Annotated in this window: 20 protein-coding genes and 1 pseudogene; 13 read left to right on the forward strand and 8 right to left on the reverse strand. The window is 63.6% G+C overall.

Features of this window, described 5'->3' with window-relative positions; genetic code table 11:
- Positions 1-53 precede the first annotated feature (53 nt).
- The gene (locus ACO550_RS21790; protein ID WP_315594811.1) at positions 54-2,402 is read left to right on the forward strand and encodes a UvrD-helicase domain-containing protein; all 2,349 of its coding nucleotides are present in this window, start codon (positions 54-56) and stop codon (positions 2,400-2,402) included.
- Between the two features lie 42 nt (positions 2,403-2,444).
- Here the strand turns inward: ACO550_RS21790 and ACO550_RS21795 are convergent, their stop codons facing one another.
- The 4 genes from ACO550_RS21795 to ACO550_RS21810 form a co-directional block, all read right to left on the reverse strand.
- Positions 2,445-3,251 carry a BPSS1780 family membrane protein gene (locus ACO550_RS21795; RefSeq protein ID WP_315594810.1) on the reverse strand — a complete coding sequence of 269 codons (807 nt, stop codon included), beginning with the start codon at positions 3,249-3,251 and terminating at the stop codon, positions 2,445-2,447.
- Between the two features lie 6 nt (positions 3,252-3,257).
- Positions 3,258-4,241 (reverse strand): homoserine kinase, encoded by a 984-nt coding sequence (locus ACO550_RS21800; RefSeq protein WP_315594809.1) that lies wholly within the window; start codon positions 4,239-4,241, stop codon positions 3,258-3,260.
- Positions 4,242-4,440: 199 nt separating this feature from the next.
- On the reverse strand, positions 4,441-4,860 hold the full coding sequence (locus ACO550_RS21805; protein ID WP_315594808.1) for a DUF2782 domain-containing protein: 420 nt from the start codon (positions 4,858-4,860) through the stop codon (positions 4,441-4,443).
- A gap of 188 nt (positions 4,861-5,048) precedes the next feature.
- The gene (locus ACO550_RS21810; protein ID WP_315594807.1) at positions 5,049-5,996 is read right to left on the reverse strand and encodes a TIGR00730 family Rossman fold protein; all 948 of its coding nucleotides are present in this window, start codon (positions 5,994-5,996) and stop codon (positions 5,049-5,051) included.
- A 4-nt stretch (positions 5,997-6,000) separates the two neighbouring features.
- Between ACO550_RS21810 and polA the strand changes: the two genes are divergently transcribed.
- The 4 genes from polA to ACO550_RS21830 all read left to right on the forward strand — a co-directional run bounded on the left by polA (position 6,001) and on the right by ACO550_RS21830 (position 12,483).
- Positions 6,001-8,826: a DNA polymerase I gene (polA, locus tag ACO550_RS21815; protein ID WP_315594806.1), complete on the forward strand. Its 2,826-nt coding sequence runs from the start codon at positions 6,001-6,003 to the stop codon at positions 8,824-8,826.
- Positions 8,827-9,058: 232 nt separating this feature from the next.
- Positions 9,059-10,468, forward strand: a complete 1,410-nt coding sequence (locus ACO550_RS21820) for an FAD-dependent oxidoreductase (RefSeq protein WP_315594805.1) — start codon at positions 9,059-9,061, stop codon at positions 10,466-10,468.
- 123 nt (positions 10,469-10,591) lie between these two features.
- A complete protein-coding gene (locus ACO550_RS21825; RefSeq protein ID WP_315594804.1) occupies positions 10,592-11,467 on the forward strand; it encodes a dienelactone hydrolase family protein in 876 nt (291 codons plus the stop codon).
- A gap of 182 nt (positions 11,468-11,649) precedes the next feature.
- Complete coding sequence (locus ACO550_RS21830) at positions 11,650-12,483, forward strand: ZIP family metal transporter (RefSeq protein WP_315594803.1); 834 nt, start codon at positions 11,650-11,652, stop codon at positions 12,481-12,483.
- A 20-nt stretch (positions 12,484-12,503) separates the two neighbouring features.
- Here the strand turns inward: ACO550_RS21830 and ACO550_RS21835 are convergent, their stop codons facing one another.
- The 3 genes from ACO550_RS21835 to ACO550_RS21845 form a co-directional block, all read right to left on the reverse strand.
- Positions 12,504-13,361 (reverse strand): rhodanese-like domain-containing protein, encoded by an 858-nt coding sequence (locus tag ACO550_RS21835; RefSeq protein ID WP_315594802.1) that lies wholly within the window; start codon positions 13,359-13,361, stop codon positions 12,504-12,506.
- A gap of 71 nt (positions 13,362-13,432) precedes the next feature.
- On the reverse strand, positions 13,433-14,353 hold the full coding sequence (locus ACO550_RS21840; protein WP_315594801.1) for an EamA family transporter: 921 nt from the start codon (positions 14,351-14,353) through the stop codon (positions 13,433-13,435).
- Between the two features lie 214 nt (positions 14,354-14,567).
- Complete coding sequence (locus ACO550_RS21845) at positions 14,568-15,674, reverse strand: aromatic ring-hydroxylating dioxygenase subunit alpha (RefSeq protein ID WP_315594800.1); 1,107 nt, start codon at positions 15,672-15,674, stop codon at positions 14,568-14,570.
- A 424-nt stretch (positions 15,675-16,098) separates the two neighbouring features.
- Between ACO550_RS21845 and ACO550_RS21850 the strand changes: the two genes are divergently transcribed.
- The 4 genes from ACO550_RS21850 (at position 16,099) to folE2 (ending at position 20,387) form a co-directional block, all read left to right on the forward strand.
- A complete protein-coding gene (locus ACO550_RS21850; protein ID WP_315594799.1) occupies positions 16,099-16,401 on the forward strand; it encodes an exodeoxyribonuclease VII small subunit in 303 nt (100 codons plus the stop codon).
- Positions 16,398-17,282 (forward strand): farnesyl diphosphate synthase, encoded by an 885-nt coding sequence (locus ACO550_RS21855; protein WP_315594798.1) that lies wholly within the window; start codon positions 16,398-16,400, stop codon positions 17,280-17,282. Before ACO550_RS21850 ends, ACO550_RS21855 begins: the two co-directional genes overlap by 4 nt.
- A 46-nt stretch (positions 17,283-17,328) precedes the next feature.
- Complete coding sequence (dxs, locus tag ACO550_RS21860; protein ID WP_315594797.1) at positions 17,329-19,245, forward strand: 1-deoxy-D-xylulose-5-phosphate synthase; 1,917 nt, start codon at positions 17,329-17,331, stop codon at positions 19,243-19,245.
- 338 nt (positions 19,246-19,583) lie between these two features.
- Complete coding sequence (gene folE2, locus ACO550_RS21865) at positions 19,584-20,387, forward strand: GTP cyclohydrolase FolE2 (protein WP_315594796.1); 804 nt, start codon at positions 19,584-19,586, stop codon at positions 20,385-20,387.
- A 63-nt stretch (positions 20,388-20,450) separates the two neighbouring features.
- On the opposite strand, the gene tsaD is transcribed toward folE2, so the two are convergent.
- Entirely contained in the window at positions 20,451-21,479 is a 1,029-nt protein-coding gene (gene tsaD / locus ACO550_RS21870) for a tRNA (adenosine(37)-N6)-threonylcarbamoyltransferase complex transferase subunit TsaD (RefSeq protein ID WP_315594795.1), read from the reverse strand.
- Positions 21,480-21,628: 149 nt separating this feature from the next.
- Between tsaD and ACO550_RS21875 the strand changes: the two genes are divergently transcribed.
- The 4 genes and pseudogenes from ACO550_RS21875 (at position 21,629) to dnaG (ending at position 25,820) form a co-directional block, all read left to right on the forward strand.
- On the forward strand, positions 21,629-22,870 hold the full coding sequence (locus ACO550_RS21875) for an aminoacetone oxidase family FAD-binding enzyme (protein WP_315594794.1): 1,242 nt from the start codon (positions 21,629-21,631) through the stop codon (positions 22,868-22,870).
- Between the two features lie 135 nt (positions 22,871-23,005).
- Complete coding sequence (rpsU, locus tag ACO550_RS21880; RefSeq protein WP_315594793.1) at positions 23,006-23,218, forward strand: 30S ribosomal protein S21; 213 nt, start codon at positions 23,006-23,008, stop codon at positions 23,216-23,218.
- Positions 23,219-23,313: 95 nt separating this feature from the next.
- Positions 23,314-23,763, forward strand: a pseudogene (locus ACO550_RS21885) (GatB/YqeY domain-containing protein).
- 218 nt (positions 23,764-23,981) lie between these two features.
- Positions 23,982-25,820: a DNA primase gene (gene dnaG / locus ACO550_RS21890; RefSeq protein ID WP_315594792.1), complete on the forward strand. Its 1,839-nt coding sequence runs from the start codon at positions 23,982-23,984 to the stop codon at positions 25,818-25,820.
- Positions 25,821-25,915: the final 95 nt, after the last annotated feature.

The following is a 25,915-nucleotide window of genomic DNA, read 5'->3' on the forward strand; positions in this document are numbered from 1 at the left end:
CCGGGGTGGTGGCCGCCGGTATAATTGCCGCCTACTTTACCGGCCCTGACCCGATGTCCAGCCTGCTTGCCAATCTCAACGCCGAACAACTCGCCGCCGTCACTTTGCCGGACGAACCGGCCCTGATCCTGGCCGGCGCGGGTAGCGGCAAGACCCGCGTGCTGACCACGCGGATTGCCTGGCTGATCCAGAACGGGCGCGTGTCGCCGGCCGGCATCCTGGCCGTGACGTTCACGAACAAGGCGTCCAAGGAAATGCAGACGCGCTTGTCGTCGATGCTGCCGATCAACACGCGCGGCATGTGGATCGGCACGTTCCACGGCCTGTGCAACCGCATGCTGCGTGCGCACTTCCGCGATGCCGGGCTGCCGCAGACCTTTGCGATCCTGGACAGCCAGGACCAGTTGTCGGCCATCAAGCGGCTGCTCAAGCAGCTGAACGTCGACGACGAGAAGTTCCCGGCCAAGAATGTCCAGTATTTCATCAACAGCGCCAAGGAACAGGGACTGCGGCCGGCCGATGTCGAGGCCAACGACGATTTCAACCGCCGCTTTGTCGATTTTTACGCGGCCTACGACGAACAGTGCCAGCGCGAGGGCGTGGTCGATTTTGCCGAACTGCTGCTGCGTTGCTTTGAGCTGCTGCGCTACAACGACGCGATTCGCCAGCACTACCAGCACCGCTTCCGCCATGTGCTGGTCGACGAGTTCCAGGACACCAACGTGCTGCAGTACCGGTGGCTCAAGCTGCTGGCGGGCTATGGCACCGGCAATGCGGCGGCCGTGTTCGCGGTGGGCGACGACGACCAGAGCATCTACGCGTTCCGCGGCGCCAACGTGGGCAACATGCGCGATTTCGAGCAGGAATTCCGCGTGCGCCACATGATCAAGCTCGAGCAGAACTATCGCTCGCATGGGCATATCCTCGACTCCGCCAACCACCTGATCTCGCACAATGCGCGTCGGCTGGGCAAGAACCTGCGCACCGACGCAGGTCATGGCGAGCCCGTACGCGTGTTCCAGGCCGGTACGGATGGCCAGGAAGCGGCGTGGATCGTGGAGGAGATCCGCGACCAGATCGCGCAGGGCATGGCGCGCGCCGAGGTGGCGATCCTGTATCGCAGCAACGCGCAGTCGCGCGTGATCGAGCACGCGCTGTTCTCGTCGGGCATTCCGTACCGGGTGTACGGTGGCCTGCGCTTCTTCGAGCGTGCCGAAGTCAAGCACGCGCTGGCCTACCTGCAACTGATCGAGAATCCGCGCAACGACGCCGCATTCGGCCGCGTGGTCAACTTCCCGACGCGCGGCATCGGTGCCAGGTCGCTGGAAACGCTGCAGGACGCGGCGCGCCAGTACAACGTGTCGCTGGCCGAGGCGGTGGCCTACGTGCCGGGCAAGGCCGGCAGTTCGCTGGGCGCCTTCCTGCGCCTGATCGAGCAGATGCGTACCGAGACCAGTCGCATGACACTGGCGGAAACCGTTGAGTACGTGATCAACACGAGCGGCCTGATCACGCACTACCAGACCGAGAAGGAAGGCCAGGATCGCATCGAGAACTTGCAGGAACTGGTGAACGCGGCGCAGGCTTTCGTGATGGAAGAGGGCTATGGACTCGATGCGCCAGGGCGCATGCTGCCGGCGAATCGCGACGCGCTGCCAGCACTGGCCCAGGGCGACCAGGACCAGCAGGTGCTGGATCCCGAGCAACTGCCCGTGGTGATGACGCCGCTGGTGGCTTTCCTGACCCATGCCTCGCTGGAGGCTGGCGACAACCAGGCCCAGGCGGGCCAGGACGCGGTGCAGATGATGACCGTGCACGCAGCCAAGGGCCTGGAGTTCAATGCGGTGTTTATCACCGGACTCGAGGAGGGCCTGTTCCCGCATGAGAACAGTGCGATGGAGGCCGATGGGCTCGAGGAAGAACGCCGCCTGATGTACGTGGCGATCACGCGCGCGCGCGAACGCCTCTACCTGTCCTTCTCACAAAGCCGCATGCTGCATGGACAGATGCGCTATCACGTGCGCTCACGCTTTTTCGAGGAACTGCCCGAGGTCTCGCTGAAGTGGATTACGCCGCAAGGCCAGTCCTATGGCAACCAGGGTGTGAGCCGCCAGGAGCGCGACAACGCCTGGGGCCGTGACTGGTTCAAGCGCTCGGAAGACGTGCCGTACACCGGCAAGCCGACTGGCGGCATGGACACCGGCAAGAACTACGCCGAGGAAAAGCGTGCGGCAGCGACCGGTTTCCGCGTGGGCCAGAACGTGTTCCACACCAAGTTCGGCGAAGGCCGGATCAAGGCGCTGGAAGGCGAGGGTGCCGATGCGCGGGCCAATATCGACTTCAAGCGCCATGGCGCGAAGTGGCTGGCGCTGGCGGTAGCGAAGCTCGACCCGATCGATTGAAGGGGGGCTCCCTGTCCCGCGAGCGGGACAGGGAGCGAACAATCAGGGCTGCGTTTGCGTCGCGCCATTCCCGGCTTCGCCCGGCGGCACCACGTTGAAGCAGCCGCGGTAGGTCGCATAGAACGAGCAGTACAGGACCGCCAGCATCAGCAGCGAATACGGCGTCACCAGGAACGACAACACCTGTTGGCCGCCGAACGCTGCGAAGACCGTCTCCAGGACCAGTGGCACGGCCACCAGCAACACCGCGAACAGCAACGCATAGGTGAAGAATGCCCCGCGATTGCGCCAGCAGGCCGTCCAGCTGAAGAACAGCGCCTTGACCGGCGGTACCTGGTGCCAGGCCGACAGCAGTGGTGCGAACCAGAACATCATCGCAATCGGCGTGTACATCACGGCGCCGATCATCAGTGCGAAGTAGAGCTGTCGCACTGCTTCAGCCGACGGTTCCTCGCCCTTGAGCACCATCGGCGCCACGGCACCGATATCGACCACCGACGTGGCAATCAGGCTCAGCGTGAATACCAGCACCGCATAGATTGCGCCCAGCACCAGCAGATTGCGGGTGGCCTGCTTGCCGTTGGCGCGGAAGCCGGCCAGCAGGATGGTTGGTAATACGCGTTTGTTCAGGATGACATCGCGGCACGCGGTCATCACGCCCACCGACAGGCCCGGCGTGAACACCAGCAGCGCGATGATGCCGAACAGCGGCACGAAGATCGCCAGCTGTGCGGCGATCAGGTAGATGAACAGCAGCATCAGGAACGCAAGCGGGTTCTTGCGAAACAGCCAGACGCCCTGGCGCAGCCAGACGTAGCCTTCCTTGGCGGAAACTTCCAGTAGTTGCATGGCGAATCAGATCCAGGGGAGCGTTGCCGCGTCTTCGATGCGGCGACGCAGGATGCGTTCGAAGTGGGTCGGATCGTGTGGCTGGAGCATGTCGGCCTCACGCGGCAGGTAAAAGTCCCACAGGCGCGACACCCAGAAACGCAGGGCGCCGGCGCGCAGCATGTCCTGCCAGTGCGCGGCTTCCACGTCAGTCAGCGGCCTGACCGCATGATAGGCCTGCAGCATGGACTGCGCGCGCGTGCGGTCCAGCACGCCGGTCGCCAGGTCGATGCACCAGTCGTTGACGGTGACGGCCAGGTCGAACAGCCACTTGTCGTTGCCGGCGAAGTAAAAATCGAAGAAGCCGCCGAGCCTGTGCTGGCCATCGGCGGTATCGAACAGCACGTTGTCCCGGAACAGGTCGCAATGGCACGGTCCGCCCTGCAGCGCGGCATAGTCGGCGCCGCCGAAGAACGCGGTCTGGTGCGCGATCTCGTCGGCCAGCAGCTTGCGTTGCGCGGTGTCCAGGAATGGCGTGATCTCGGGCGTGGTCTGTTGCCACCACGCCAGGCTGCGCAGGTTTGGCTGCTGGCGCGGATAGTCCTGGCCAGCCAGATGCATGCGCGCCAGCATCGTGCCGACTTCGGCGCAGTGGGCGGCCTGCGGGGCCAGTTGCGAGGCGCCGGGCAGGCGCGTGACGATGGTCGCGGGCTTGCCCTTGAGGTCGCGCAGGATCTCGCCATCGCGCGCCGGCATCGGGGCCGGCACACTGATGCCGTGACGCGCCAGATGATCCATCAGGTGCAGGTAGTAGGGCAACTGGTCGAAGCGCAGCCGCTCGAAGATCGTCAGCACGAATTCGCGCGTGACGCCGTCCTGCTCCATGGTCAGAAAGAAGTTGCTGTTCTCTATGCCCGACGCAATGCCGCGCAGCGCGCGCACTTCGCCAAGGTCGTAGTCAAGCAGCCAGCGGGCGATCTCGTCCTGCGAGACCGTGGTGAATACGGCCATACTGTTTAATTGGTGCGAATCAGGGAGCGGCGGACCGGAACCGTCAGGCCGGAGCCATCAGGTCAACGCGTTCCACCGCCGCGGCATTGCTGCCGGAGGGCCGGCGCGATCGATGCCAGGCAAATACCCGGCACCGGTCGTGGGTAAGGAGTCCAGGGACTAAAACACTGAAGACTATCAGGACAATCGTCCGTGGCGCTCAGAACTTGAGGTTCACCGACGGCACGCGGTTCACATCATGGTCACGAATCTTGGGCGAGCTGTCTTCAGGCTTGCTCATCTCATACTTGGTTCCGAAACCCGACTGTACCTGGATTTCGGTGGCGCGCCCCTTGTCGCGGTACTCGGTCACCTGCGTACCATCGCGTTCGCGCAGCTGGAAGCTCGGCTCGCGAGGCTGGTTCAGCTGGCTTTTGGCGGCGGGTGCGATCGGCTGGTTGTTGATCTGGTTCAGTTCCTGCTGCGTCAGCGCATTGCTGGATTCCGAACCCTGGGCCAGCGCGCGCGTCGTTACCGACAGCGCCAGCACGGTTGCGGCGAGCGCGAGCAGATAGCCGTGGCGGCCGATGGCGGCATGCAGATCGGCCAGCCTGGCACCCGGTTGCGAAGGGGAAGTCATCTGAGGCTCCTGTGCGCGCGGGTAGTCGGCCCGGCAACGCGGATTTGGCCTGTGCACCCGGCGGCGCCGGATGCTGGCAGGCGAACAGGCTTCCATTCTAGCAATTCCTGCAGTTTCCGGGCCGCTCTCGTGGCCTTGCGTCCACCCGCGGGCGTTGTGCCCGGCAGGCGGATGCAGCACCCAATGCCTTACAGATAGAACATTTCTTCCTTGGGCGGAATCGGATTGTCGCCGCCGCGCTTCTCGTAGTACTCGTACACGGCTTCGAGCACTTCCTGCGGTTCGTCGACGATCTTCATCAGGTCGAGGTCGTGTTCGGCGATCAGGCCCATGGGCAGCAGCGTGAAACGGAACCAGTCGAGCAGACCCTTCCAGAACCGGCTGCCATACATCACCACCGGCACCGCGCGCGACTTGCCGGTCTGCACCAGCGTGAGCACCTCGGCCAGTTCGTCGAGCGTGCCGAAACCGCCCGGCATCACGATGAACGCGTCGGAGTTCTTCACGAACGTGACCTTGCGCGTGAAGAAGTGGCGGAAGCGCATGGCAATGTCCTGATACGGATTGCCCTGCTGCTCGTGCGGCAGTTCGATGTTCAGGCCGACGCTGGCGGACTTGCCCGCGTGCGCGCCCTTGTTGGCCGCTTCCATGATGCCGGGTCCACCGCCCGAGATCACCGCGAAGCCGGCGTCCGAAAACAGCCGGGCAATCTCGATGGTCTTCTGGTAGTAGGGCGAGTCTTCGCGCAGCCGCGCGCTGCCGTAGATCGATACGGCAGGGCGGATCTCCGAGAGGTACTCGGTCGCCTCGATGAACTCTGCCATAATCGTGAACATTTGCCACGAGGCACGCGCCTTCTTGGCCGTGGCACGGTCTTCGTCGGCCAGCGCACGCAGGCTTGGAATCATCTTGCGCGGATTTGCGCGCGCCGCCGCCGCGCGTGCGGCAGCTTCCTGTTCTTCGGGGTTCTTGCCGGCGGCCGCAGCATCGGCTTTCGCGGCGATGGCCGCGGCATGCGCAGAAGCTTTCCCGGGCGGCGGATTCACCGTGTTACCGGAAATGTCGGAAACGTCCGTGTCGGCGAGGGGGGCGGTGTCAGCACCGCCTGCAGGGGCACCAGTCAATTTAGAGTCCATGGGAATGTCGGATAGTCCAAAAACACTCTTGCTCGTCGATGGATCGAGCTATCTGTATCGCGCGTATCACGCGCTGCCGGACCTGAGGAATGGCGAAGGTCTGCCCACAGGGGCAATCTACGGCATGATCAACATGTTGCGCAAGCTACGCAACGATTTCCCGGCACAGTATATCGCCTGCGTGTTCGACGCCAAGGGCAAGACGTTCCGCGATGACATGTATCCCGCATACAAGGAACACCGGCCTTCGATGCCCGAGGATCTGGCGCGCCAGATCGAGCCGATCCATGAAGCGGTGCGCGCGCTGGGCTGGCCGATCGTGGTGGTGGAAGGCGTGGAAGCCGACGACGTGATCGGCACGCTGGCGTGCCAGGCTACGCAGCAGGGCGTGCGTACGGTTGTATCCACGGGCGACAAGGACCTGGCGCAACTGGTCAACGACCATGTCACGCTGGTCAATACAATGAGCGGCGAAATCCTTGACCCGCCCGGCGTGCAGAACAAGTTCGGCGTGCCGCCCGAGCGCATCGTCGACTATCTGTCGCTGATCGGCGATGCGGTGGACAACGTGCCCGGCGTGCCGAAGGTTGGTCCGAAGACCGCGGTCAAATGGCTGACCGAATACGGCACGCTCGACAACATCATGGCCGGCGCGAGCGGCATCAAGGGCGTGGTGGGCGAGAACCTGCGCAACACGCTGGACTGGCTGCCGCGCGCGCGCGAACTTGTGACGGTCAAGGTCGATTGCGACCTGTCGGATGCCGTAGCCGATTTCCACGCGTTGCACGGCCATGGCGAGGACAAGGAAAAGCTGATCGCGTTCTTCCAGCGCTATGGTTTCAAGACGTGGCTGCGCGAGGCCACTGGCGAGGCGCTGCCCAACGCGCGTGCCGCCGCGGCACGTCCTGCACCGAAGCCAGCCCAGGGCGGGTTGTTCGACGCCCCGGACGCTTCCGCCGACTCCGCCGCAGCGGCTGGAGACCAGCCCGCCGAAGAACTGGCGCCGGCCGAGATCCGCTATGAGACCGTGACGACCGAAGCGGCGCTCGATGCGTGGATCCAGAAGCTCCTCGATGCGCCGATCGTCGCAGTCGACACCGAGACCACCTCGCTCGATCCGATGCTGGCCGAACTGGTCGGCATCTCGGTGTCGGTGGAGCCGGGCGCGGCCGCTTATATACCGGTGGCGCATCGCGGCCCCGATGTGGCCGGCATGGACAACCACGGGCAACTGACGCGCGAATACGTGCTCGAACGCCTGCGCGCGTGGCTTGAGGACCCGTCGCGTCCCAAGCTGGGCCAGCACCTGAAGTACGACTCGCACGTGTTCATGAACCATGGCGTCACGTTGCGCGGTATCGCCCATGACACCATGCTCGAAAGCTATGTGCTGGCGTCGCATCGCAATCACGGCATGGACAGCCTGGCCGAACGGCTACTGAGCCTGAAGACGATCACGTACGAAGAGGTCTGCGGCAAGGGTGCCAGCCAGATCGGCTTCGACCAGATCGACCTGCAACGCGCCACCGAATACGCGGCCGAGGACGCCGACGTGACGCTGCGCCTGCATCGCAAGATGCTGCCGCAACTGGAAGCTGCGGAAGGGCTGAAGTACGTCTACGAGCAGATCGAGGTACCGGTCTCGGTAGTGCTGCAGAAGATCGAGCGCAATGGCGTGCTGATCGATGCGGAACGCCTGGCCGCGCAGAGCGCCAACCTGGGCCAGCGCATGATGGAGGCCGAAAGCGCGGCGCACGAGGCTGCGGGTCAGCCGTTCAACCTGGGTTCGCCAAAGCAGATCGGTGAAATCCTGTTCAACCAGATGAAGCTGCCGGTGGTCAAGAAAACCGCCAGCGGGGCGCCGTCCACCGACGAAGAGGTGCTGCAGAAGCTGGCGGAAGATTATCCGTTGCCGAAGCTGCTGCTCGATTACCGCGGCTTGTCCAAGCTCAAGTCCACGTACACGGACAAGCTGCCGAAGATGGTCAACCCCAAGACCGGCCGCGTGCATACCAGCTATGGCCAGGCCACGGCGGTGACGGGCCGGCTGGCGTCGACCGATCCGAACCTGCAGAACATTCCGGTACGTACCGAGGAAGGCCGCCGTATCCGCGAGGCGTTTATCGCCGCGCCAGGCAATGTGATCGTGTCGGCCGACTATTCGCAGATCGAACTGCGCATCATGGCGCATATCTCGGGCGACGAAAACCTGTTGCGCGCGTTTGCCAATGGCGAGGACGTTCACCGTGCCACGGCCAGCGAGATCTTCGGTGTGGAACGTGAAGCGGTTTCGAGCGAGCAGCGCCGCTATGCCAAGGTAATCAACTTTGGCCTGATCTATGGCATGAGCGCGTTTGGCCTGGCCAGCAACCTCGGCATCGAGCGCGAGGCCGCCAAGCACTACATCGACCGCTATTTCATGCGCTACCCGGGTGTGGCCAACTACATGGAAGAAACGCGCCAGAAGGCTCGTGAGCAGGGCTATGTGGAAACCGTGTTCGGCCGCCGGCTATGGCTGCCCGATATCAACGGCGGCAACGGTCCGCGCCGGCAGGCGGCGGAGCGCGCGGCCATCAACGCGCCGATGCAGGGCACTGCCGCGGACCTGATCAAGCTGTCGATGATCGCGGTGCAGGACTGGATCGAAAATGACAAGCTTGGCTCGCGCCAGATCATGCAGGTGCACGACGAACTTGTGCTGGAAGTGCCGCAGGCCGAGTTCGAGCTTGTGAAGGTGAAGTTGCCCGAGCTGATGTGCGCGGTAGCGCAACTGAACGTGCCGCTGGTGGCCGAAGTGGGCAGTGGTGCGAACTGGGAAGAGGCGCACTGAAGCAAGGGTCTTGCAATGTCTCCCGCGCGATGCCGATGTATGCATAAGAGTACGGATTGAATCGACTGCGTAACGCTTGCCAGCCGTGCTGCTCTGCAGCACACTGGCAGCAATCAAGCCGTTTTTGTCAGTATCTCCAGACGCAGAACATCGGCCTCGCGGTGCGAGACCACAACAGAAAGTCACCGCAGGGGCCTGCACCGGTTTTCAAATTGAAAACATCGGGTAGACCATGAGCAACGCACAAGGCAGAGAGGAAAGCGCCCCTACTCCTACGGAAACCATCGTCAGTGGTACACAGGTCAGCGTGGCACCGCGTTCATTGAATCAACTCCATCGGATCATCGTGGTCGGTGGCGGGGCTGGCGGGCTCGAACTCGTCACGCGTCTTGGCGACAAGCTCGGCAAGTCGCGCCAGGCGCAGGTGACACTGGTCGACCGCATGCCAACGCACATCTGGAAGCCACTGCTGCATGAAGTGGCGGCCGGCAGCATGGATCCGAACACCCACCAGCTTGAGTATGTGGCGCAGGCGCGGTGGCATCACTTCGAATTCCAGCAAGGCGAGCTGACCGGCATCGATCGCGCACGCAAGGTGATCAACGTGGCCGCGTGCCTGGACCAGGACGGCACCGAGCTGTTGCCCGCACGCGAGTTGCCCTATGACACGCTGGTGCTTGCCATCGGTTGCGTCACGCATTTCTTCAATGTGCCCGGTGCCTCGGAACACGCGATCGCACTCGACACCGTCGATCAGGCCGAGCGCTTCCGACGCAAGCTGATTGCAGCCTGCGTGCGTGCGCAGAATGGCCGCGGCCGGGTAGGCGACGATGGCCGTCCGCGTGTGGATGTGGCAATCATTGGCGCCGGTGCCACCGGTGTGGAGTTGTCCGCGGAACTGCGCAACACTGCACATGTGCTCAACGCCTATGGCCTCCATCAACTCGATCCGCGCCGTGACGTGCGTATCCACGTGATCGAGGCGGGGCCGCGCATCCTGCCGGCGCTGTCCGAACGCGTATCGACGGAAACCACCAAGCTGCTGCGCAAGCTGGAGGTCGATGTGTTTACGTCCGAGCGCGTGACCGAGGTCACTGGCGATGCCGTGCTGACCGCCAGTGGCAAGCATATCGACGCGGACCTGACCGTATGGGCTGCCGGCATCACCGCGCCCGGCGTGCTGCGTACGCTGGGACTGCCGGTCAGCAAGATGGGGCAGATCGTAGTGGGTCCCACGTTGCAGAGCGAGACCGACCCCGACATCTTCGCATTTGGTGATTGCGCAGCCGCACCCTGGGCCGAAAAGCAGACTACGGTGCCGCCGCGCGCACAGGCCGCGCACCAGCAGGCCACGTTCCTGTACGACGCGCTGCGCGCGCGGCTGGCAGGCAAGCCTCTGCCGCAGTTCGGCTTCAAGGATCTTGGCTCGCTGGTTTCGCTGGGACACTTCAGTGCGGTGGGCAGCCTGATGGGTGGACTGATCGGCGGCTCGATGTTTATCGAAGGCCTGATGGCGCGGCTGATGTACACATCGCTGTATCGGATGCACGTGCTGGCGCTGCATGGCGCCATCGGCATGGGCCTCGATACGGTGACCCACTGGCTGCGCAGCAAGACCAGCCCGCGCGTGAAGCTGCACTGATGTAATTGGGCGTAAGCAACACGGTGGCCGGCGGCGCGTGCGTTGCCGGCCATGTTTGCTTAGAATCGACGGCGCCGCGCTTGCGTCACATCATGCGGCGCCCCGATCCCAAGGAGACCGTGCATGCTGAAGCCAGAAGTGGAAAGCCTTGTCCCCGGCCAGTCGTTCGACCGCCGCAGTTTCGTCAAGACCGCGCTGGGCTCGGCCTTTGCCGCGGCAGTTCTGCCGGTGACGGCACAAACCATCAAGACCGATTTCAATGGCCTGACCGCCGGAGAAGTCACGGTGCCGTCGAACGGCTTCAACATGCCGGTCTACCGCGCCCAGCCGGAAGGCAAGGGCAAGCTGCCCGTGGTGCTGGTGATCAGCGAGATCTTCGGCGTGCACGAACATATTGCCGATGTCTGCCGCCGCTTTGCCAAGCTGGGCTATCTGGCGATCGCGCCCGAACTGTTTGCGCGCCAGGGCGACCCGAGCAGCTACGGCACGATCCAGGAACTGCAGGCCAACGTTATCCAGAAGGTACCTGACGCACAGGTCATGGGCGATCTCGATGCCTGCGTGGCCTGGGCAGCCAGTCATGGCGGCGACGTGGACCGGCTGGCGATCACCGGATTCTGCTGGGGTGGTCGCATCACCTGGCTATATACCGCGCACAGCAAGCGCGTGAAGGCCGGTGTGGCCTGGTACGGACAGCTCGTGGGCGAGCCCAATGCCCTGAAGCCGCGCAATCCGGTCGATATCGTCGGCGAACTGCATGCGCCGGTGCTGGGCCTCTACGGTGGCAAGGACACCGGCATCACGCAGGAACATGTGGCAAGGATGAAGGCGGCGCTGGCGGCTTCATCCGATCCAGACGCCAAGGCGTCTGCATTCGTGGTCTATCCCGAAGCCGGGCATGCATTCAATGCCGACTATCGCCCCAGTTATGTGGAGTCGGCAGCCAAGGACGGCTGGCAGCGCTGCCTGGCGTGGTTCAAGGCACACGAGGTCGTGTAGAGCACTCTGGAACCAGGTGGGCAGCCTGGAACCATGCCCCTACATATGCGCGGGTGATTGCAAAAGGGACGCGGACGTACGTACAATGCGGACTTTCGCGTTTTTGCAACCATGTTGCGTTAATGCGGGTGTAGCCAGTCGGCGACGACTGCCCGGTGGTCGGGCGGGGGCCGGTCCGGGAGTTGATCATCCATTCCACGCTTTTGTACATCCTGCTGGCGGCGACGATTTCGGGCGTCGGCAGCATCCTCGGTGCGGCGCTGCTGTCGCTGACCGTGGCCTCGCGCGTGGTGGAGCGCATGGTGAGTTTCTCGGTCGGTGTGCTGCTGGCTACCGCGCTGCTGCATTCACTGCCCGAGGCATTCGAGTCCGGTGCCGATCCGCGCGCGCTGTTTGGCACGCTGCTGGCCGGTTTGCTCGGCTTTTTCCTGCTGGAAAAGATCTCGCTGCTGCGCCACTCGCATCATCACGAAGGCGACGGACATCACCATCATCATGGGCATGACCGGGAAGAGGCCGGCCGCAGCGGCCTGACGATCCTGGTCGGCGATACGTTCCACAATTTTGCCGATGGCATTGTGATTGCCGCTGCATTCCTGGCCGATCCGCATATCGGCCTGGTGACCGCGCTGGCCATTGCAGCACACGAGATTCCACAGGAAGTGGGTGACTTCATCGTGCTGCTGAACGCGGGGTTCTCGAAGGCGCGCGCGTTTGCGTTCAACCTGCTGTCGAGCCTGGCCGCGATTTTGGGCGGCATTGTCGGCTATTTCCTGCTGGACCAGCTGACGGGCTGGATCCCGTACGTGCTGGTGATCGCATCGAGCAGCTTCGTCTACATCGCCGTCAGCGACCTGATGCCGCAAATGCAACGCAAGCCGCGACTCAAGGAGTCGGCGGTGCAGGTGGTGCTGGTAGCGGCCGGCATTGCAGCGATCGTGTTCATTACCAATGGCGTGCACGAACAGCATGCACATCGCCACTCGAAGGTAAATGCGGAAGCGGCGTCAAACTGACGCCGCTTTTTTTTTGTCGTTCAGCCGCCGGTAGCTACCGGCCGTTGCGGGTTGGCGCACCACTCGCTCCACGATCCCGGATACAGCGCGGCATCGGCCAGTCCGGCCACTTCCATTGCCAGCAGGTTGTGGCAAGCCGTTACGCCCGAGCCGCATTGCATGACCGTCTGCGCCGGAGCCTTGCCGCCAAATACCTGGCCGAACTCCGCGCGCAACTGGGCGGCCGGCTTGAAATAGCCGTCGGGCGTCAGGTTGTCCTTGAAGAAGCGATTCGCGGCGCCGGGGATATGGCCGCCGACCGGATCAAGCGTCTCGTTCTCGCCGCGGAAACGATCCGCCGCGCGGGCATCGACCACCAGCAGCGCAGGCTGGTCGAGGTTGTCCACCAGCGCATCGGCGTCCACGGTACGTACCAGTGATGCCTTGCGCGTCAGGTTGCCGCCGGTTTCGGGGTCGGGGGTTGCGCCCTGTTCCACGGGCAGGCCGGCCGCTATCCAGGCATTCTTGCCGCCATCGAGCACGGCCACCGCGCCATGGCCAATCCAGCGTGCCAGCCACCAGAGCCGCGCGGCGTACATGCTGCCCTGCGCGTCGTAGGCCACCAGTAGCGTGTCGTCATTGACGCCCAGTGCGCGCAGGCGTGCCACGAACAGGTCGGCGTCGGGCAGCGGATGGCGGCCGTTGACGCCAGTCTTCGGACCCGACAATTCGTTGTCCAGATGCAGGTAGAAAGCGCCCGGAATGTGCCCCTGCTGATAGCTCTCGCGGCCAGCGGCAGGGTTGGTGAGGTCGAACGAGCAGTCGACCACGACAATGTGCTGCTGGCCGGCGGCGCGTAGCGGATTCAGTTCGGAAGCGGTGATCAGCGGTGATGGCATGAAGGACCTGTCTCTCGGGGAGTGGGAATCTGCCGTCAATGCTACACCGCCAGTGCAGGCAAGCCGGAAAATCAGACCTCGGGATGCACTTCCGCCTCGGCGGATTTCACCGGCGTGGCGGCGGTGGGGTGCTTGTCCGTATCGCGCGCGCGGGTCAGCGTGGTGGCAATGCCGCTGGCCACGATCAGTGCCATGCCGAGCCACGAAATCCAGTTGAGCTTGTCGTCCCAGACCAGCATGCCCCACACGCTGGAGAACACGATGCCGGCGTATTGCAGGTTGGCCGTCAGCAGCGTGTTGCCGCGCTTGTAGGCGCGCGTCATCGAGGTCTGGCCCAGCGTGGCCAGGATGCCGATGGCCAGCAGCAGGCCGGCGCCGTGCCAGGTATGTTGGCTTGTGCCCGAATAAAGCATCCAGACCAGCCCGCAGACCAGGCCGACCGCCGAGAAATAGAACACGATGCGGCCCTCGGGCTCGCCCAGTTGCCCCAACTGGCGCACCTCGACGTAGGCCAGGGCCGTGAACACGCCTGAAATCAGGCCGATCATGCCGCCGGTCAGCTGGTCCTGGCCCACTGAAGGTTGCAGCAGGCAGATCACGCCTGCGAACGACAACAGGATTGCACCGATCAGCTTCTTGTCCGCGCCGCCCGCCGTGCCGGCCAGCGCCGCACCGGCGCCGAGGATCAGTGCGATCCAGACCGGTGACATGTAGTTGAGCGTCATCGCCGTAGCCAGCGGCAGCATCGTGATCGACGTGAACCAGAGCAGCAGCGCGGTCACGCCAAAGATGCTGCGCTTGATATGCGTGGCCATGTGCGGCGTGCGCACCGGGATGCCCTGTGACGCAAGCATGATCCACATGATCGTTACGCCGATCAGGCTGCGGTAGAACACGATTTCGCCCGTGGTGTAGTACGTCGACGCCAGCTTGACCCCCACTCCCATCAACGAAAAGGCGAAGGCGGCAAACAACATCCAGAGCGATTGCATGGCGAGGCGAGGGCGAGAAAGCGAAAAAGACGGCGCGAAAGGGCGGGGCGAATAAATCGTTGTATCGACAACGATTAAGACAGCGATTCTAGCAGTGCCGGGAGGGCCCCTCCAATGCAAAACAACGCAAGACAATACAAAACGGACCGTTTTCACGGTCCGTTTCAAGTTGTCCACAAATCAGCGCACGATCAGCGCGCGCCGTTGCGAACGTTCAGCGCTTGTTGTAGCCCATCGCGCGCCGGTACCACTCATGGAAGTGCTGCATGCCGTCTTCCATCGGCGACTGGTAGGGACCGGTTTCGCTGATACCGCGCTTCATCAGCGCCAGGCGGCCCGCATCCATGCGCTCGGCAATCTCGTCGTCCTCGACGCACGTCTCCATATAGGCGGCGCGCTCGGCCTCGACGAATTCGCGCTCGAACAGCACGATTTCCTCGGGGTAGTAGAACTCGACGACGTTACGCGTCTTGCGCGGACCCACCGGGTGCAGCGTCGAGATGCACAGCACGTTCGGGTACCACTCCACCATGATGTTGGGGTAGTACGTCAGCCAGATCGCGCCGTGCTTCGGCAGCTTGCCGTTGTTGAACTGCAACACCGCGTCATGCCACTTCTGGTACGTGGTGCTGCCGGGTCGCTTGAGACCGGCATGCAGGCCCACGGTCTGCACGCTGTGCCACTCGCCGAACTCCCACTTGAGGTCGTCGCACGACACGAAACTGCCGAGTCCCGGGTGGAACGGCACGACGTGGTAGTCCTCGAGGTAGACCTCGATAAAGGTCTTCCAGTTGTAGTCGCACTCGTGGACTTCCACATGGTCGAGCATGTAGCCGTCGAAGTTCAGGTCCTCGGCCACGCCCATGCGCGCGAGGTCGGCGCGCACATCGCGCTCGCCTTCGAACAGCATGCCGTTCCAGTTCTGCAGCGGCGAACGGTTCAGGTGCACGCATGGCTGCTCCGCGAAATGCGGGGCGCCAAGCAGTTCACCCTTGAGGTCGTAAGTCCAGCGGTGCAGCGGGCAAACGATGTTCTTCGCATTGCCGCGGCCATTCATCATGATGGCCTGACGGTGGCGGCAAACGTTCGACAGCAGTTCGATGCCGCCGGAGTTGCGCACCAGCATGCGGCCTTCGTCCTCGGCGGCCAGGGTCTGGAAGTCACCGTTTTCCGGCACCATCAGCGTATGGCCGACGTAGCCGGGGCCCTTCCTGAACAGCAGTTCCAGTTCTTGTTGATGCAGTGCCTCGTCAAAATAGACATCCACGGGCAACTGCGAATCAGCCGGCGCCAGCTTGAGCGCGGTGCTGAGATTGGACATTATCCCCACTCCCTATGACAGGCGAAAGCAGTGAACAACCCAACCATCGAAATATGAATCGATTTGGGAAACCGTGTCAGACGAGCAGATTCGGGCCCGGTTCCCCGGGTGCCAGGACCAGGGGAAGTGCGTGGAAAACGCAACGGGTCAGAACTCGCTGACGAGCCGGGGATTGTACCCGAGCCAAAAAGTTAAGGGACTGATTATTTTGCCTTTTTAGCGAAAAAGTCGACCCGGGTCGTCATGGAGGTGCCCTTTGAAGCGCATTCAGAAAGACGACCCGGGCGCACACGTCACTTCTGTGTAAAAACTCCATGCCAGGGGGCGCGTGCGCACCCGTGGTGTTCACTGCATTGATAAGACTGTTCAGCGGCCAAGTCCCGGTTTGGCGTAAAATCGCGAATTCCCCTGAACAAGGCCTGCCATGCCAAAGACGTCGACCGCCTCGGTCCAGCCAGAAGATACGCCGGCCGCCAGCGTGCCGCCGGTTTCCTATGAGGCCGCAATGGCCGAGCTGGAGACGCTGGTGGCGAGCATGGAAAGCGGTGAATTGCCGCTCGAGGCGTCATTGACCGCCTACCGTCGTGGCGCCGAGCTGGTGCGCTATTGCCAGCAGAGCCTGGAGCGGGTGGCGCAGCAGGTCAAGGTACTGGAAGGTGACGCGCTCAAGCCCCTGGCAGGCGAGTCACGGACCGATAACAACAGCAACAGCGCAGATTTCGAATGAGCGATTTCGCTACCTGGATGCGGGCGCAGGGCGCCCGGACCGAGGCCGCCCTGGACGCGGCACTACCGTCCACGGACACAATTCCACACACCTTGCATGAAGCCATGCGCTATGCTGTCCTCGGCGGTGGCAAGCGGGTGCGCCCGTTGCTGGTCCACGCCGCGGGCGAGGTAGCGGGTGCGACACCCGAGGCCTGTGATGCCGCGGCCTGTGCGGTCGAGATGATTCACGCCTACTCGCTGGTCCACGACGACATGCCTTGCATGGACGACGACGACCTGCGGCGCGGCCGTCCCACGGTCCACAAGGCCTACGACGAAGCCACGGCGCTGCTGGTGGGCGATGCGCTGCAGACCCAGGCGTTCATCGTGCTGGCTCAGACGCCGGCGCTGGCGCCCGAAGCGCGCCTGAAGCTGGTAGCCGAGCTGGCGCTGGCATCGGGCTCGGTCGGCATGTGCGGCGGACAGGCAATCGACCTGCAGAATGTGGGCCTGGCCATGACGCGCGACGCGCTGGAAGGCATGCATCGCATGAAGACCGGTGCCCTGTTGCGCGCCAGCGTGCGCATGGGAGCGTTGTGCGGAAACATCGATCCGGCCGGTCTGGCGGCGCTTGATCAATATGCGGCGGCCGTGGGATTGGCGTTCCAGGTGGTTGACGATATTCTCGACGTCACCGCGGATACGGCGACCCTGGGCAAGACTGCCGGCAAGGACGCCGCCAACGACAAGCCGACCTATGTGTCGCTGCTTGGTCTGGATGCCGCACGCGAGCTGGCCTCCCAGCTACGCACCGATGCCCACGAGGCGTTGGCGGGATTTGGCGCACGCGCCGGCCGGCTGGCCGAACTGGCCGACCTGATCGTGCTGCGCTCAAACTGAACTGACAAGCCGGACACACAGAATCCGGCGGCCGAACGGACCACCCATGACCTACACGCTGCTCAACAATATCGACGACCCCGCGGACCTGCGCAAGCTGGACCGGCGCCAACTCGACAAGCTGGCCGAGGAACTCCGCGCCTACGTGCTCGAATCGGTCTCGCAGACTGGCGGCCACCTGTCGTCCAATCTTGGCACGGTGGAACTGACCATCGCGCTGCACTATGTCTTCGACACGCCCAGTGACCGCGTGGTCTGGGACGTGGGTCACCAGAGCTACCCCCACAAGATCCTGACCGGCCGCCGCGACCGCATGTCGACGCTGCGCCAGTTCGGTGGTATCTCCGGCTTCCCGCGTCGCGCCGAAAGCGAATACGACACCTTCGGCACCGCCCACTCGTCGACCTCGATCTCGGCTGCACTGGGCATGGCGCTGGGCGCCCGCACGCAAGGTCACAAGCGCGTTGGCATCGCCGTGATCGGCGATGGCGCGATGACTGCCGGCATGGCCTTCGAGGCCATGAACAACGCCGGCGTCTACAAGGACCTGCCGCTGCTGGTGGTGCTGAACGACAACGACATGTCGATCTCTCCGCCGGTGGGCATGCTGAACAAGCATCTGGCGCGCCTGATGTCGGGCCAGTTCTATGCGGCCACCAAGAAGGGTATCGAGAAGGTGCTGTCGGTGGCCCCGCCGGTGCTCGAATTTGCCAAGCGCCTCGAGGAACATGCCAAGGGCATGGTGGTGCCGGCCACGCTGTTCGAGGAATTCGGCTTTGACTATATCGGCCCGATCGATGGTCATGACCTCGAATCGCTGGTGCCGACCCTGCAGAACATCCGCCAGCGCGCGCTGGAAGGCCACGGCCCGCAGTTCCTGCACGTGGTGACCAAGAAGGGCCAGGGCTACAAGCTGGCCGAGGCCGACCCGATCCTGTATCACGGTCCGGGCAAGTTCAATCCGGCCGAAGGCATCCGTCCGTCGGCCAAGCCGTCGCGCAAGACCTACACGCAGGTGTTTGGCGAATGGCTGTGCGACATGGCGGCCGCCGACAAGCGTCTGATCGGCGTAACGCCGGCCATGCGTGAAGGCTCGGGCATGGTGGAGTTCGAGAAGCGTTTCCCGGACCGCTATTACGACGTGGGCATTGCCGAGCAGCACGCGGTGACGTTTGCGGGCGGCCTGGCCTGCGAGGGCCTGAAGCCCGTGGTGGCCATCTACTCGACCTTCCTGCAGCGCGGCTACGACCAGTTGATTCACGACGTGGCGTTGCAGAACCTGCCAGTGGTCTTCGCGCTGGATCGCGCAGGCCTGGTTGGCGCCGATGGCGCGACCCATGCCGGCGCCTACGACATTCCGTTCCTGCGCTGCATTCCGAACATGATGGTGATGACGCCGTCCGACGAGCAGGAATGCCGTCAACTGCTGACCACCGCATACCAGCAGGATTGCCCGACCGCCGTGCGGTATCCGCGCGGTGCCGGCGTTGGCGTGGCCACACAGGCCGAGCTGACTGCGCTGCCGGTGGGCAAGGGCGAAATCCGCCGCGAAGGCCATGCCCGTGCTGGCCAGCGCGTGGCGATCCTGGCGTTCGGTTCGATGTTGCATCCGGCGCTGAGCGCAGCGGAGCAGCTCGATGCCACGGTAGCGAACATGCGCTTCGTCAAGCCGCTCGATGTGGAGCTGGTCAAGCAGCTGGCTGCGAACCACGACTACCTGGTGACGGTGGAAGAGGGCGCAACGATGGGTGGTGCCGGTAGCGCCGTGCTCGAAGCACTGGCCGAAGCCGGCATCGAGATCCAGACGCTGGTGCTGGGCCTGCCGGACAAGTTCATCGATCACGGCGATCCGGCTTACCTGCTGTCGCTGTGCGGCCTCGATGCAGCTGGTATCGAACGCTCGGTGCGCGAGCGCTTCCAGTTGGCCGGGCAACCGGTGCAGGTGGCAACGCGAGTGGCCTGACGCTCGGCAGCTTGTTCAAGCGGTATCGAAAACCGGCGCGGATTTCCCGCGCCGGTTTTCTTTTTGGCGTCGGCAAATGGCAGGAAGCTGCATTGGCTGGCCATCATCCGCAAGAAATACGCGGATTCGTGCATGCCTGCAGCAGCTCTTTGCAATATTGCGTAGAATCGCCCTTTCCCATTTTGTGTTCGCAGCTGCGGGCCGGCGCCCCCTTGGTTTTACTTCCGCCTGGACCCGTCGTTTCACACTCGTTGCGCGGCGTGGAGAAATCCTGCGAAAACGCCGCGACCGTAAGGACGGCCGTCATCGCTGTGGCGGCGTCCTGGAGGAAACCGTAGATGAATGACATCAACCCCGGCTTCGTGATGCCCGACGTGCAATCGAGCGTCGATACCCGCCAGATCGTGATCCAGCGCGTAGGCGTAAAAGGCGTGCGATATCCGTTGACGCTGAAGACGCCGACCGGCGACGTGGCCACCGTTGGCACGTTCGATCTCGATGTACGCTTGCCTGCCGACCAGAAGGGCACGCATATGTCGCGCTTCGTGGCGCTGCTCGAAGACAACCGCGCACCGTTGGACCTGGCCGCATTCCGCGCGCTGCTCGACGACATGCTCGTGCGTCTGGAAGCCGATGCCGGCCGCATCGAAGTCACGTTCCCGTACTTCATCTCCAAGACGGCACCGGTGTCGAATGTGCAATCGTTGCTGGACTACGAGGTAACGCTGGCTGGCGAGAAACGCGATGGCCGCACGCGCCTGTTCATGACGGCACTGGTGCCCGTGACCAGCCTGTGCCCGTGCTCGAAGAAGATTTCGCAGTACGGCGCGCATAACCAGCGCTCGCATATCACGATGAAGGTGGAACTGGCCGGCGACCTGAGCGTGGAAACGCTCGTGCGCATGGCAGAGGAAGAGGCGTCATGCGAACTGTGGGGCCTGCTCAAGCGGCCCGACGAGAAGTTCGTGACCGAGCGTGCGTACGAAAATCCGAAGTTTGTCGAAGACCTCGTGCGCGACATCGCGATGCGCCTCAACGCCGACGACCACATCGTGGCGTACACGCTGGAAGCCGAGAACTTTGAATCGATCCACAATCACAGCGCCTACGCAGTGATCGAGCACGACAAGCGACTGGCTTGAAGCCTGCGGGTTTCTGCTCCCCTCTCCCGCATAGCGGGAGAGGGGAGAACACCGAGGGGAGAATCAGCCGGGCAGGCGGATATCCGCCAAATCCCAGCGTGGCGTCACGCCATAGTCATAGTCATGGCGCGCCAGTTGCGGCGCGGCCTGCAGGCGCATGGCGCCGGCAAACGCGATCATCGCGCCGTTGTCGGTGCAGAAGGCCAGGTCGGGATAGTAGACGTCCACCTTGCGGCGCTTGCCCATCTCGTTGAGTCGCTCGCGCAGTTGCCGGTTGGCACCGACGCCGCCGGCCACGACCAGTCTCTTATGTCCGGTCTGCTTCAGCGCATTGAATGACTTGGCAGCCAGCACATCGACGATGGCATCAACAAACGACCGTGCCAGATTGGCGCGATCCTGTTCGCAGGCGTTGCCGAGCTTGCGCGTCTGCGTCAGCACGGCGGTCTTGAGACCCGCGAACGAAAAGTCGAGATTGCCGGAATGGAGCATCGGGCGCGGCAGTTCGAAAGCGCCCGGGTTGCCGAATTCGGCCAGCCGCGAGACTTCGGGCCCGCCCGGGTAACCAAGGCCAAGCAGTTTGGCCGTCTTGTCGAAGGCCTCGCCCGCGGCATCGTCGAGCGTTTCGCCCAGCAGCGTGTAGTCGCCGATGCCTTTCACTTCCATCAATTGCGTATGGCCGCCCGATACCAGTAGCGCTACGAACGGGAACGGTGGCGGGGCATCGGTCAGCAGCGGCGACAGCAGATGGCCTTCCAGATGATGTACGCCGACCATCGGCGTACCCAGCGCAAAACCCAGTGCGTTGGCCACCGAGGCGCCTACCAGCAGCGCGCCAGCCAGGCCGGGACCTTGTGTATAGGCAATGGCGTCGATGTCCGCGCGCGTACGGCCTGCGTCGTCCAGAACCTGCTGCAGCAGCGGCAGCACGCGCCGGATATGGTCGCGCGACGCCAGTTCGGGGACTACGCCGCCGTATTCGCGGTGCATGGCAATCTGCGAATGCAGCGCGTGAGCAAGCAGGCCGGCCCCGGTGTCGTAGAGGGCCAGCCCGGTTTCGTCGCAGGAGGATTCGATACCGAGGACAAGCATGGAGACTATGATGCCGCCGGCGTGTTTCGGACTGCAACTGCAGCGATCGTGCCGGCAAAAACGGAAGGCCAGCAGGGTAGCACACCCGCAGGTGACGCGCTTGGATCGCCGTCATTCGCTACAATCGCGGCTTCTTGAACAGGGGCAACATGACACAAGGCAGGAAGGATCGCTTCGATGTGGCGGTGCTGGGTGCGGGGGCAGCCGGCATGATGTGCGCCGCCGTGGCCGGGCAGCGCGGCGCGCGCGTGGTCCTGATCGACCATGCCACGCGGCTGGCCGAGAAAATCCGTATCTCGGGCGGCGGGCGCTGCAATTTCACGAACCTGCAGGCCGGCCCGGCCAACTACCTGTCGTCGAATCCGCATTTCTGCCGGTCGGCGCTGGCCCGCTATACGCCGCAGGACTTCCTGGGCCTGCTGCGCCGCTACGACATTGGCTGGCACGAAAAGCATCGTGGCCAGTTGTTTTGCAACGACAGCGCCGAGGACGTCATCAACCTGCTGCGCGCTGAATGCGACGCCGGTGGCGTGCACTGGCAGGCCGGTTGCACCATCGACGAAATCCGCAAGGAAGGCGATGATTTCCTGTTGCTGACCAAGCAGGGCACGGTGCGAGCCGGCGCGGTGGTGGTGGCTACGGGAGGGCTGTCGATCCCGAAGATCGGCGCCACCGATTTTGGCTATCGCATCGCGCGCCAGTTCGGCCTCAAGACCGTGGAAACACGCCCGGCTCTGGTGCCGCTGACCTTCGATGGCCAGGGCTGGCAGCCGTTCGTGCCGCTGGCGGGGGTGTCGATGGAAGTCGATATCGCCACGGGCAGTGGCAAGACGGCCGGCGGTTTCAAGGAAGACCTGCTCTGGACGCATCGGGGCCTGTCGGGTCCGGCCGTGCTGCAGATTTCCAGCTTTTGGCGTCCGGGCACGCCAATCGAGATCGACCTGTTCGACGGCGTTGACGCGGCAGACTGGCTGATTGGCCACAAGAAGGGCAGCCGCAAGCATCTGAACAACCTGCTCGGTGAACGGCTGCCGGCGCGGTTGGCCGATGCCTGGTGCGCGGCTGTCGGGCTGACCGGCACGCAGTCGGTTGCCGATATGCCGGACAAGGCACTGCGCCAGCTTGGCGAGACGCTGAACCGCTGGCGTCTGGTGCCGTCCGGCACCGAAGGCTACAAGAAGGCCGAGGTGACGCTCGGTGGCGTCGATACCCGCGGCTTGTCTTCGAGCACCATGATGGCGCGCGAGGTGGACGGCCTGTATTTCATTGGCGAAGTGGTCGACGTGACCGGCTGGCTCGGCGGATACAACTTCCAGTGGGCCTGGGCATCGGCCGTGGCGGCAGGAGAGGCAGTAGCGGAAGCCGCACGTGGGGCAGGCGCTGTTGCGTAGGCGGCACGCGTTGTGTCAGTGTGTGTCGGTCATGTGCAGCGTGACAGGCCTTGGGCTACAATCGGCGCTCTCGTAACGGCTGGCGCAGCGCTGGCACGTGACCCCTCTCTCGCTCTCTCTTTCCTTTTCGGCCAAATGACCACGATTCGCCTGAAAGAAAATGAACCGTTCGAAGTCGCCATGCGCCGCTTCAAGCGCACCATCGAGAAGAATGGACTGATTCCTGAGTTGCGGGCGCGCGAGTTTTACGAGAAACCGACTGCCGAACGCAAGCGAAAGCGTGACGCTGCCGTCAAGCGCACCTTCAAGCGCCTGCGCAGCCAGTTGCTGCCGAAGAAGTTGTACTGATCGCAGCTTCGCGCCGGCACGAAACCCGCTGTGAGCATGGCTCCGGCGGGTTTTTGCGTTATGGTCCGAGTTGACCCCTATTTTGGAAGATTGCCATGTCCCTCAAAGCCCGCATCACTGACGATATGAAGGCCGCCATGCGCGCCCGTGAAGCCGAACGTCTTGGCACCATCCGCCTGCTGCTGGCCGCCATCAAGCAGCGCGAGGTGGATGACCGCGTGGAACTCGATGAAGCCGCCGTGACCGCCGTGGTGGACAAGATGATCAAGCAGCGCAAGGACTCGATCAGCCAGTTCGAGCAGGCCGGCCGTGACGATCTCGTCGCCTAGGAAAAGGCCGAAGTGGATGTGCTGGTCGGTTATATGCCCGCCCAGCTGTCCGACGCCGAAGTGGCGGCCGAAGTGCAGAAGGCGGTGACCGAAGCGGGCGCCACCGGCCCGCAAGACATGGGCAAGGTCATGGGTCTGGTCAAGGCGCGCCTGGCGGGCCGGGCCGACATGACGGCCGTGTCGGGCCTGGTCAAGGCTGCCCTGGCGCCAAAGTGATTGACAGTAACGTCAGATATAAGCACGATTATCAATCGTAATGCGAGCGGTTGCTGCCGGGTTGACGGGGACTTGGCGGCCAATGTCGGCAAAGCCGGCGTCGCGTTGCGGCTGCACTACAATGAATCGATAGTCGCCGGGCGTCGTTCCGGTCACGCAATCCAGAAAAGTGGCCGCCGGCTGGTCCGGCAGGCCTTGGCATCAGGACGGTCAGTCGGGTGATTCCGCAATCCTTCATTCAGGATCTTCTCAACCGCGTAGATATTGTCGACGTGGTGGGTAAGTACGTGCAGTTGAAGAAGGGTGGCGCCAATTTCATGGGGCTGTGCCCGTTTCACAACGAGAAGTCGCCGTCTTTCACGGTATCGCCGACCAAGCAGTTCTATCACTGCTTCGGTTGCGGGGCCCATGGCTCGGCGATTGGCTTCCTGATGGAGTATTCCGGGCAGTCCTACCCGGATGCGGTGCGTGAACTGGCGCAATCGGTGGGGTTGTCGGTCCCCGAGGAGCGCAACAGCCTGCCACCTGCCCAGCGCGCTGAGCAGCAGGCCAAATCCGTGGCCTTGAGCGATGCGATGACACGGGCTACCGACTTCTACAAGAAACAGTTGCGCGGAGCACCTCAGGCAATCCAGTACCTGAAGGGGCGCGGCCTGACCGGCGAGATTGCAGCCCATTTCGGACTTGGCTATGCGCCGGACGACTGGCAGGGGCTGGAACCGGTATTCGGCAGCTATCGCGATGACGCCATTGCCGCGCCGCTGGTCGAGAACGGACTGCTGATCGAGTCGCAGGACAAACGCGACGCTGATGGCAAGCCGCGCCGTTACGACCGCTTTCGCGATCGCATCATGTTCCCGATCCGCAATACCAAAGGTAATGTGATTGGTTTTGGTGGGCGGGTCATGGGGCAAGGTGAGCCAAAATACCTTAACTCCCCCGAAACACCGCTGTTCAGTAAGGGAACCGAGCTTTACGGCCTGTTCGAGGCGCGCCACGCCATCCGCGAAAACGGCTACGTTCTGGTGGTGGAAGGCTATATGGACGTCGTGGCGCTGGCGCAGCTCGGGTTTGCCAATGCGGTGGCCACGCTGGGCACCGCGTGCACGGCCGTGCACGTTCAGAAGTTGCTGCGCCAGACGGACGCAGTGGTGTTTTCGTTCGATGGTGATGCCGCTGGCCGGCGCGCAGCGCGCCGTGCGCTGGAGGCCTGCCTGCCTCATGTGGCGGACAACAAGACCATCCGTTTCCTGTTCCTGCCTTCCGAACACGATCCTGACAGCTATGTGCGGCAAGAGGGCACCGACGCGTTCGCGAGCCAGGTGCAGACCGCGATGCCGCTGTCCCGCTTCCTGCTCCAGATCGTGACCGAGGACCAGGACCTGCGTCAGCCGGAAGGACGTGCCCGAGCGCAGTTCGAGGCCAAGCCGCTGTTGCAGTCGATGCCGGCCGGTGGCCTGCGGCTACAGATTGTGCGTGAACTTGCCGATGCTACCGGTACGACGCCGGCCGAGATCGAGGCGGTGTGCGGCCTGGGCAGCGATTCGTCGCGCGTCGGGCGCTTTGCCCAGCCACGCCCGCGAGTCCGGCGCCAGGCACCGACCGGGCTGGAGCAACGCGTGATCCAGTTGCTGATGAGCTACCCCACGCTGGCAACCCGGCTCGACGGCGATACGCGCGCACTGTTGCTAGATCCACAGCGACCTGAGGCGGAAGTGTTGGCTCACCTCGTGGCGGCTTGCGACGGTATCGAGGGGCAGGCGAATTTCGCTGCTTTCAGCGAACAACTGGCCCAGACTCCCTACGCGGACGTGTATGCCAGTGCGCGAACGGCCGTGCTCAAGGAAGATATGGAAGAGGAGCCGGCGATGCATGAGTTCGACGGCGCCATTCACAAGTTGCTGGCCGATCCGCTGCAGAGAGAACTCGAAACCCTGCAGGCGGCCATCATCGCGGGAAACGCCGATGAGGACGCCAAGGCACGTTTGCGCTGGCTGGTGGCTGAAGTGCAACGTCGGCGCCAGATGGGCTGGCGGCCCGCCACGGAGGAAGGCTAGTGGAGCGCGGGCGACAAAACGCGCAGGCAGGTGCAGTATCGGAATTTTCGGCTTGAGCCGTTGTGCACGTAACCCCAACTGATGGAAATATCCGG

The organism is Cupriavidus sp. (assembly GCF_057315035.1).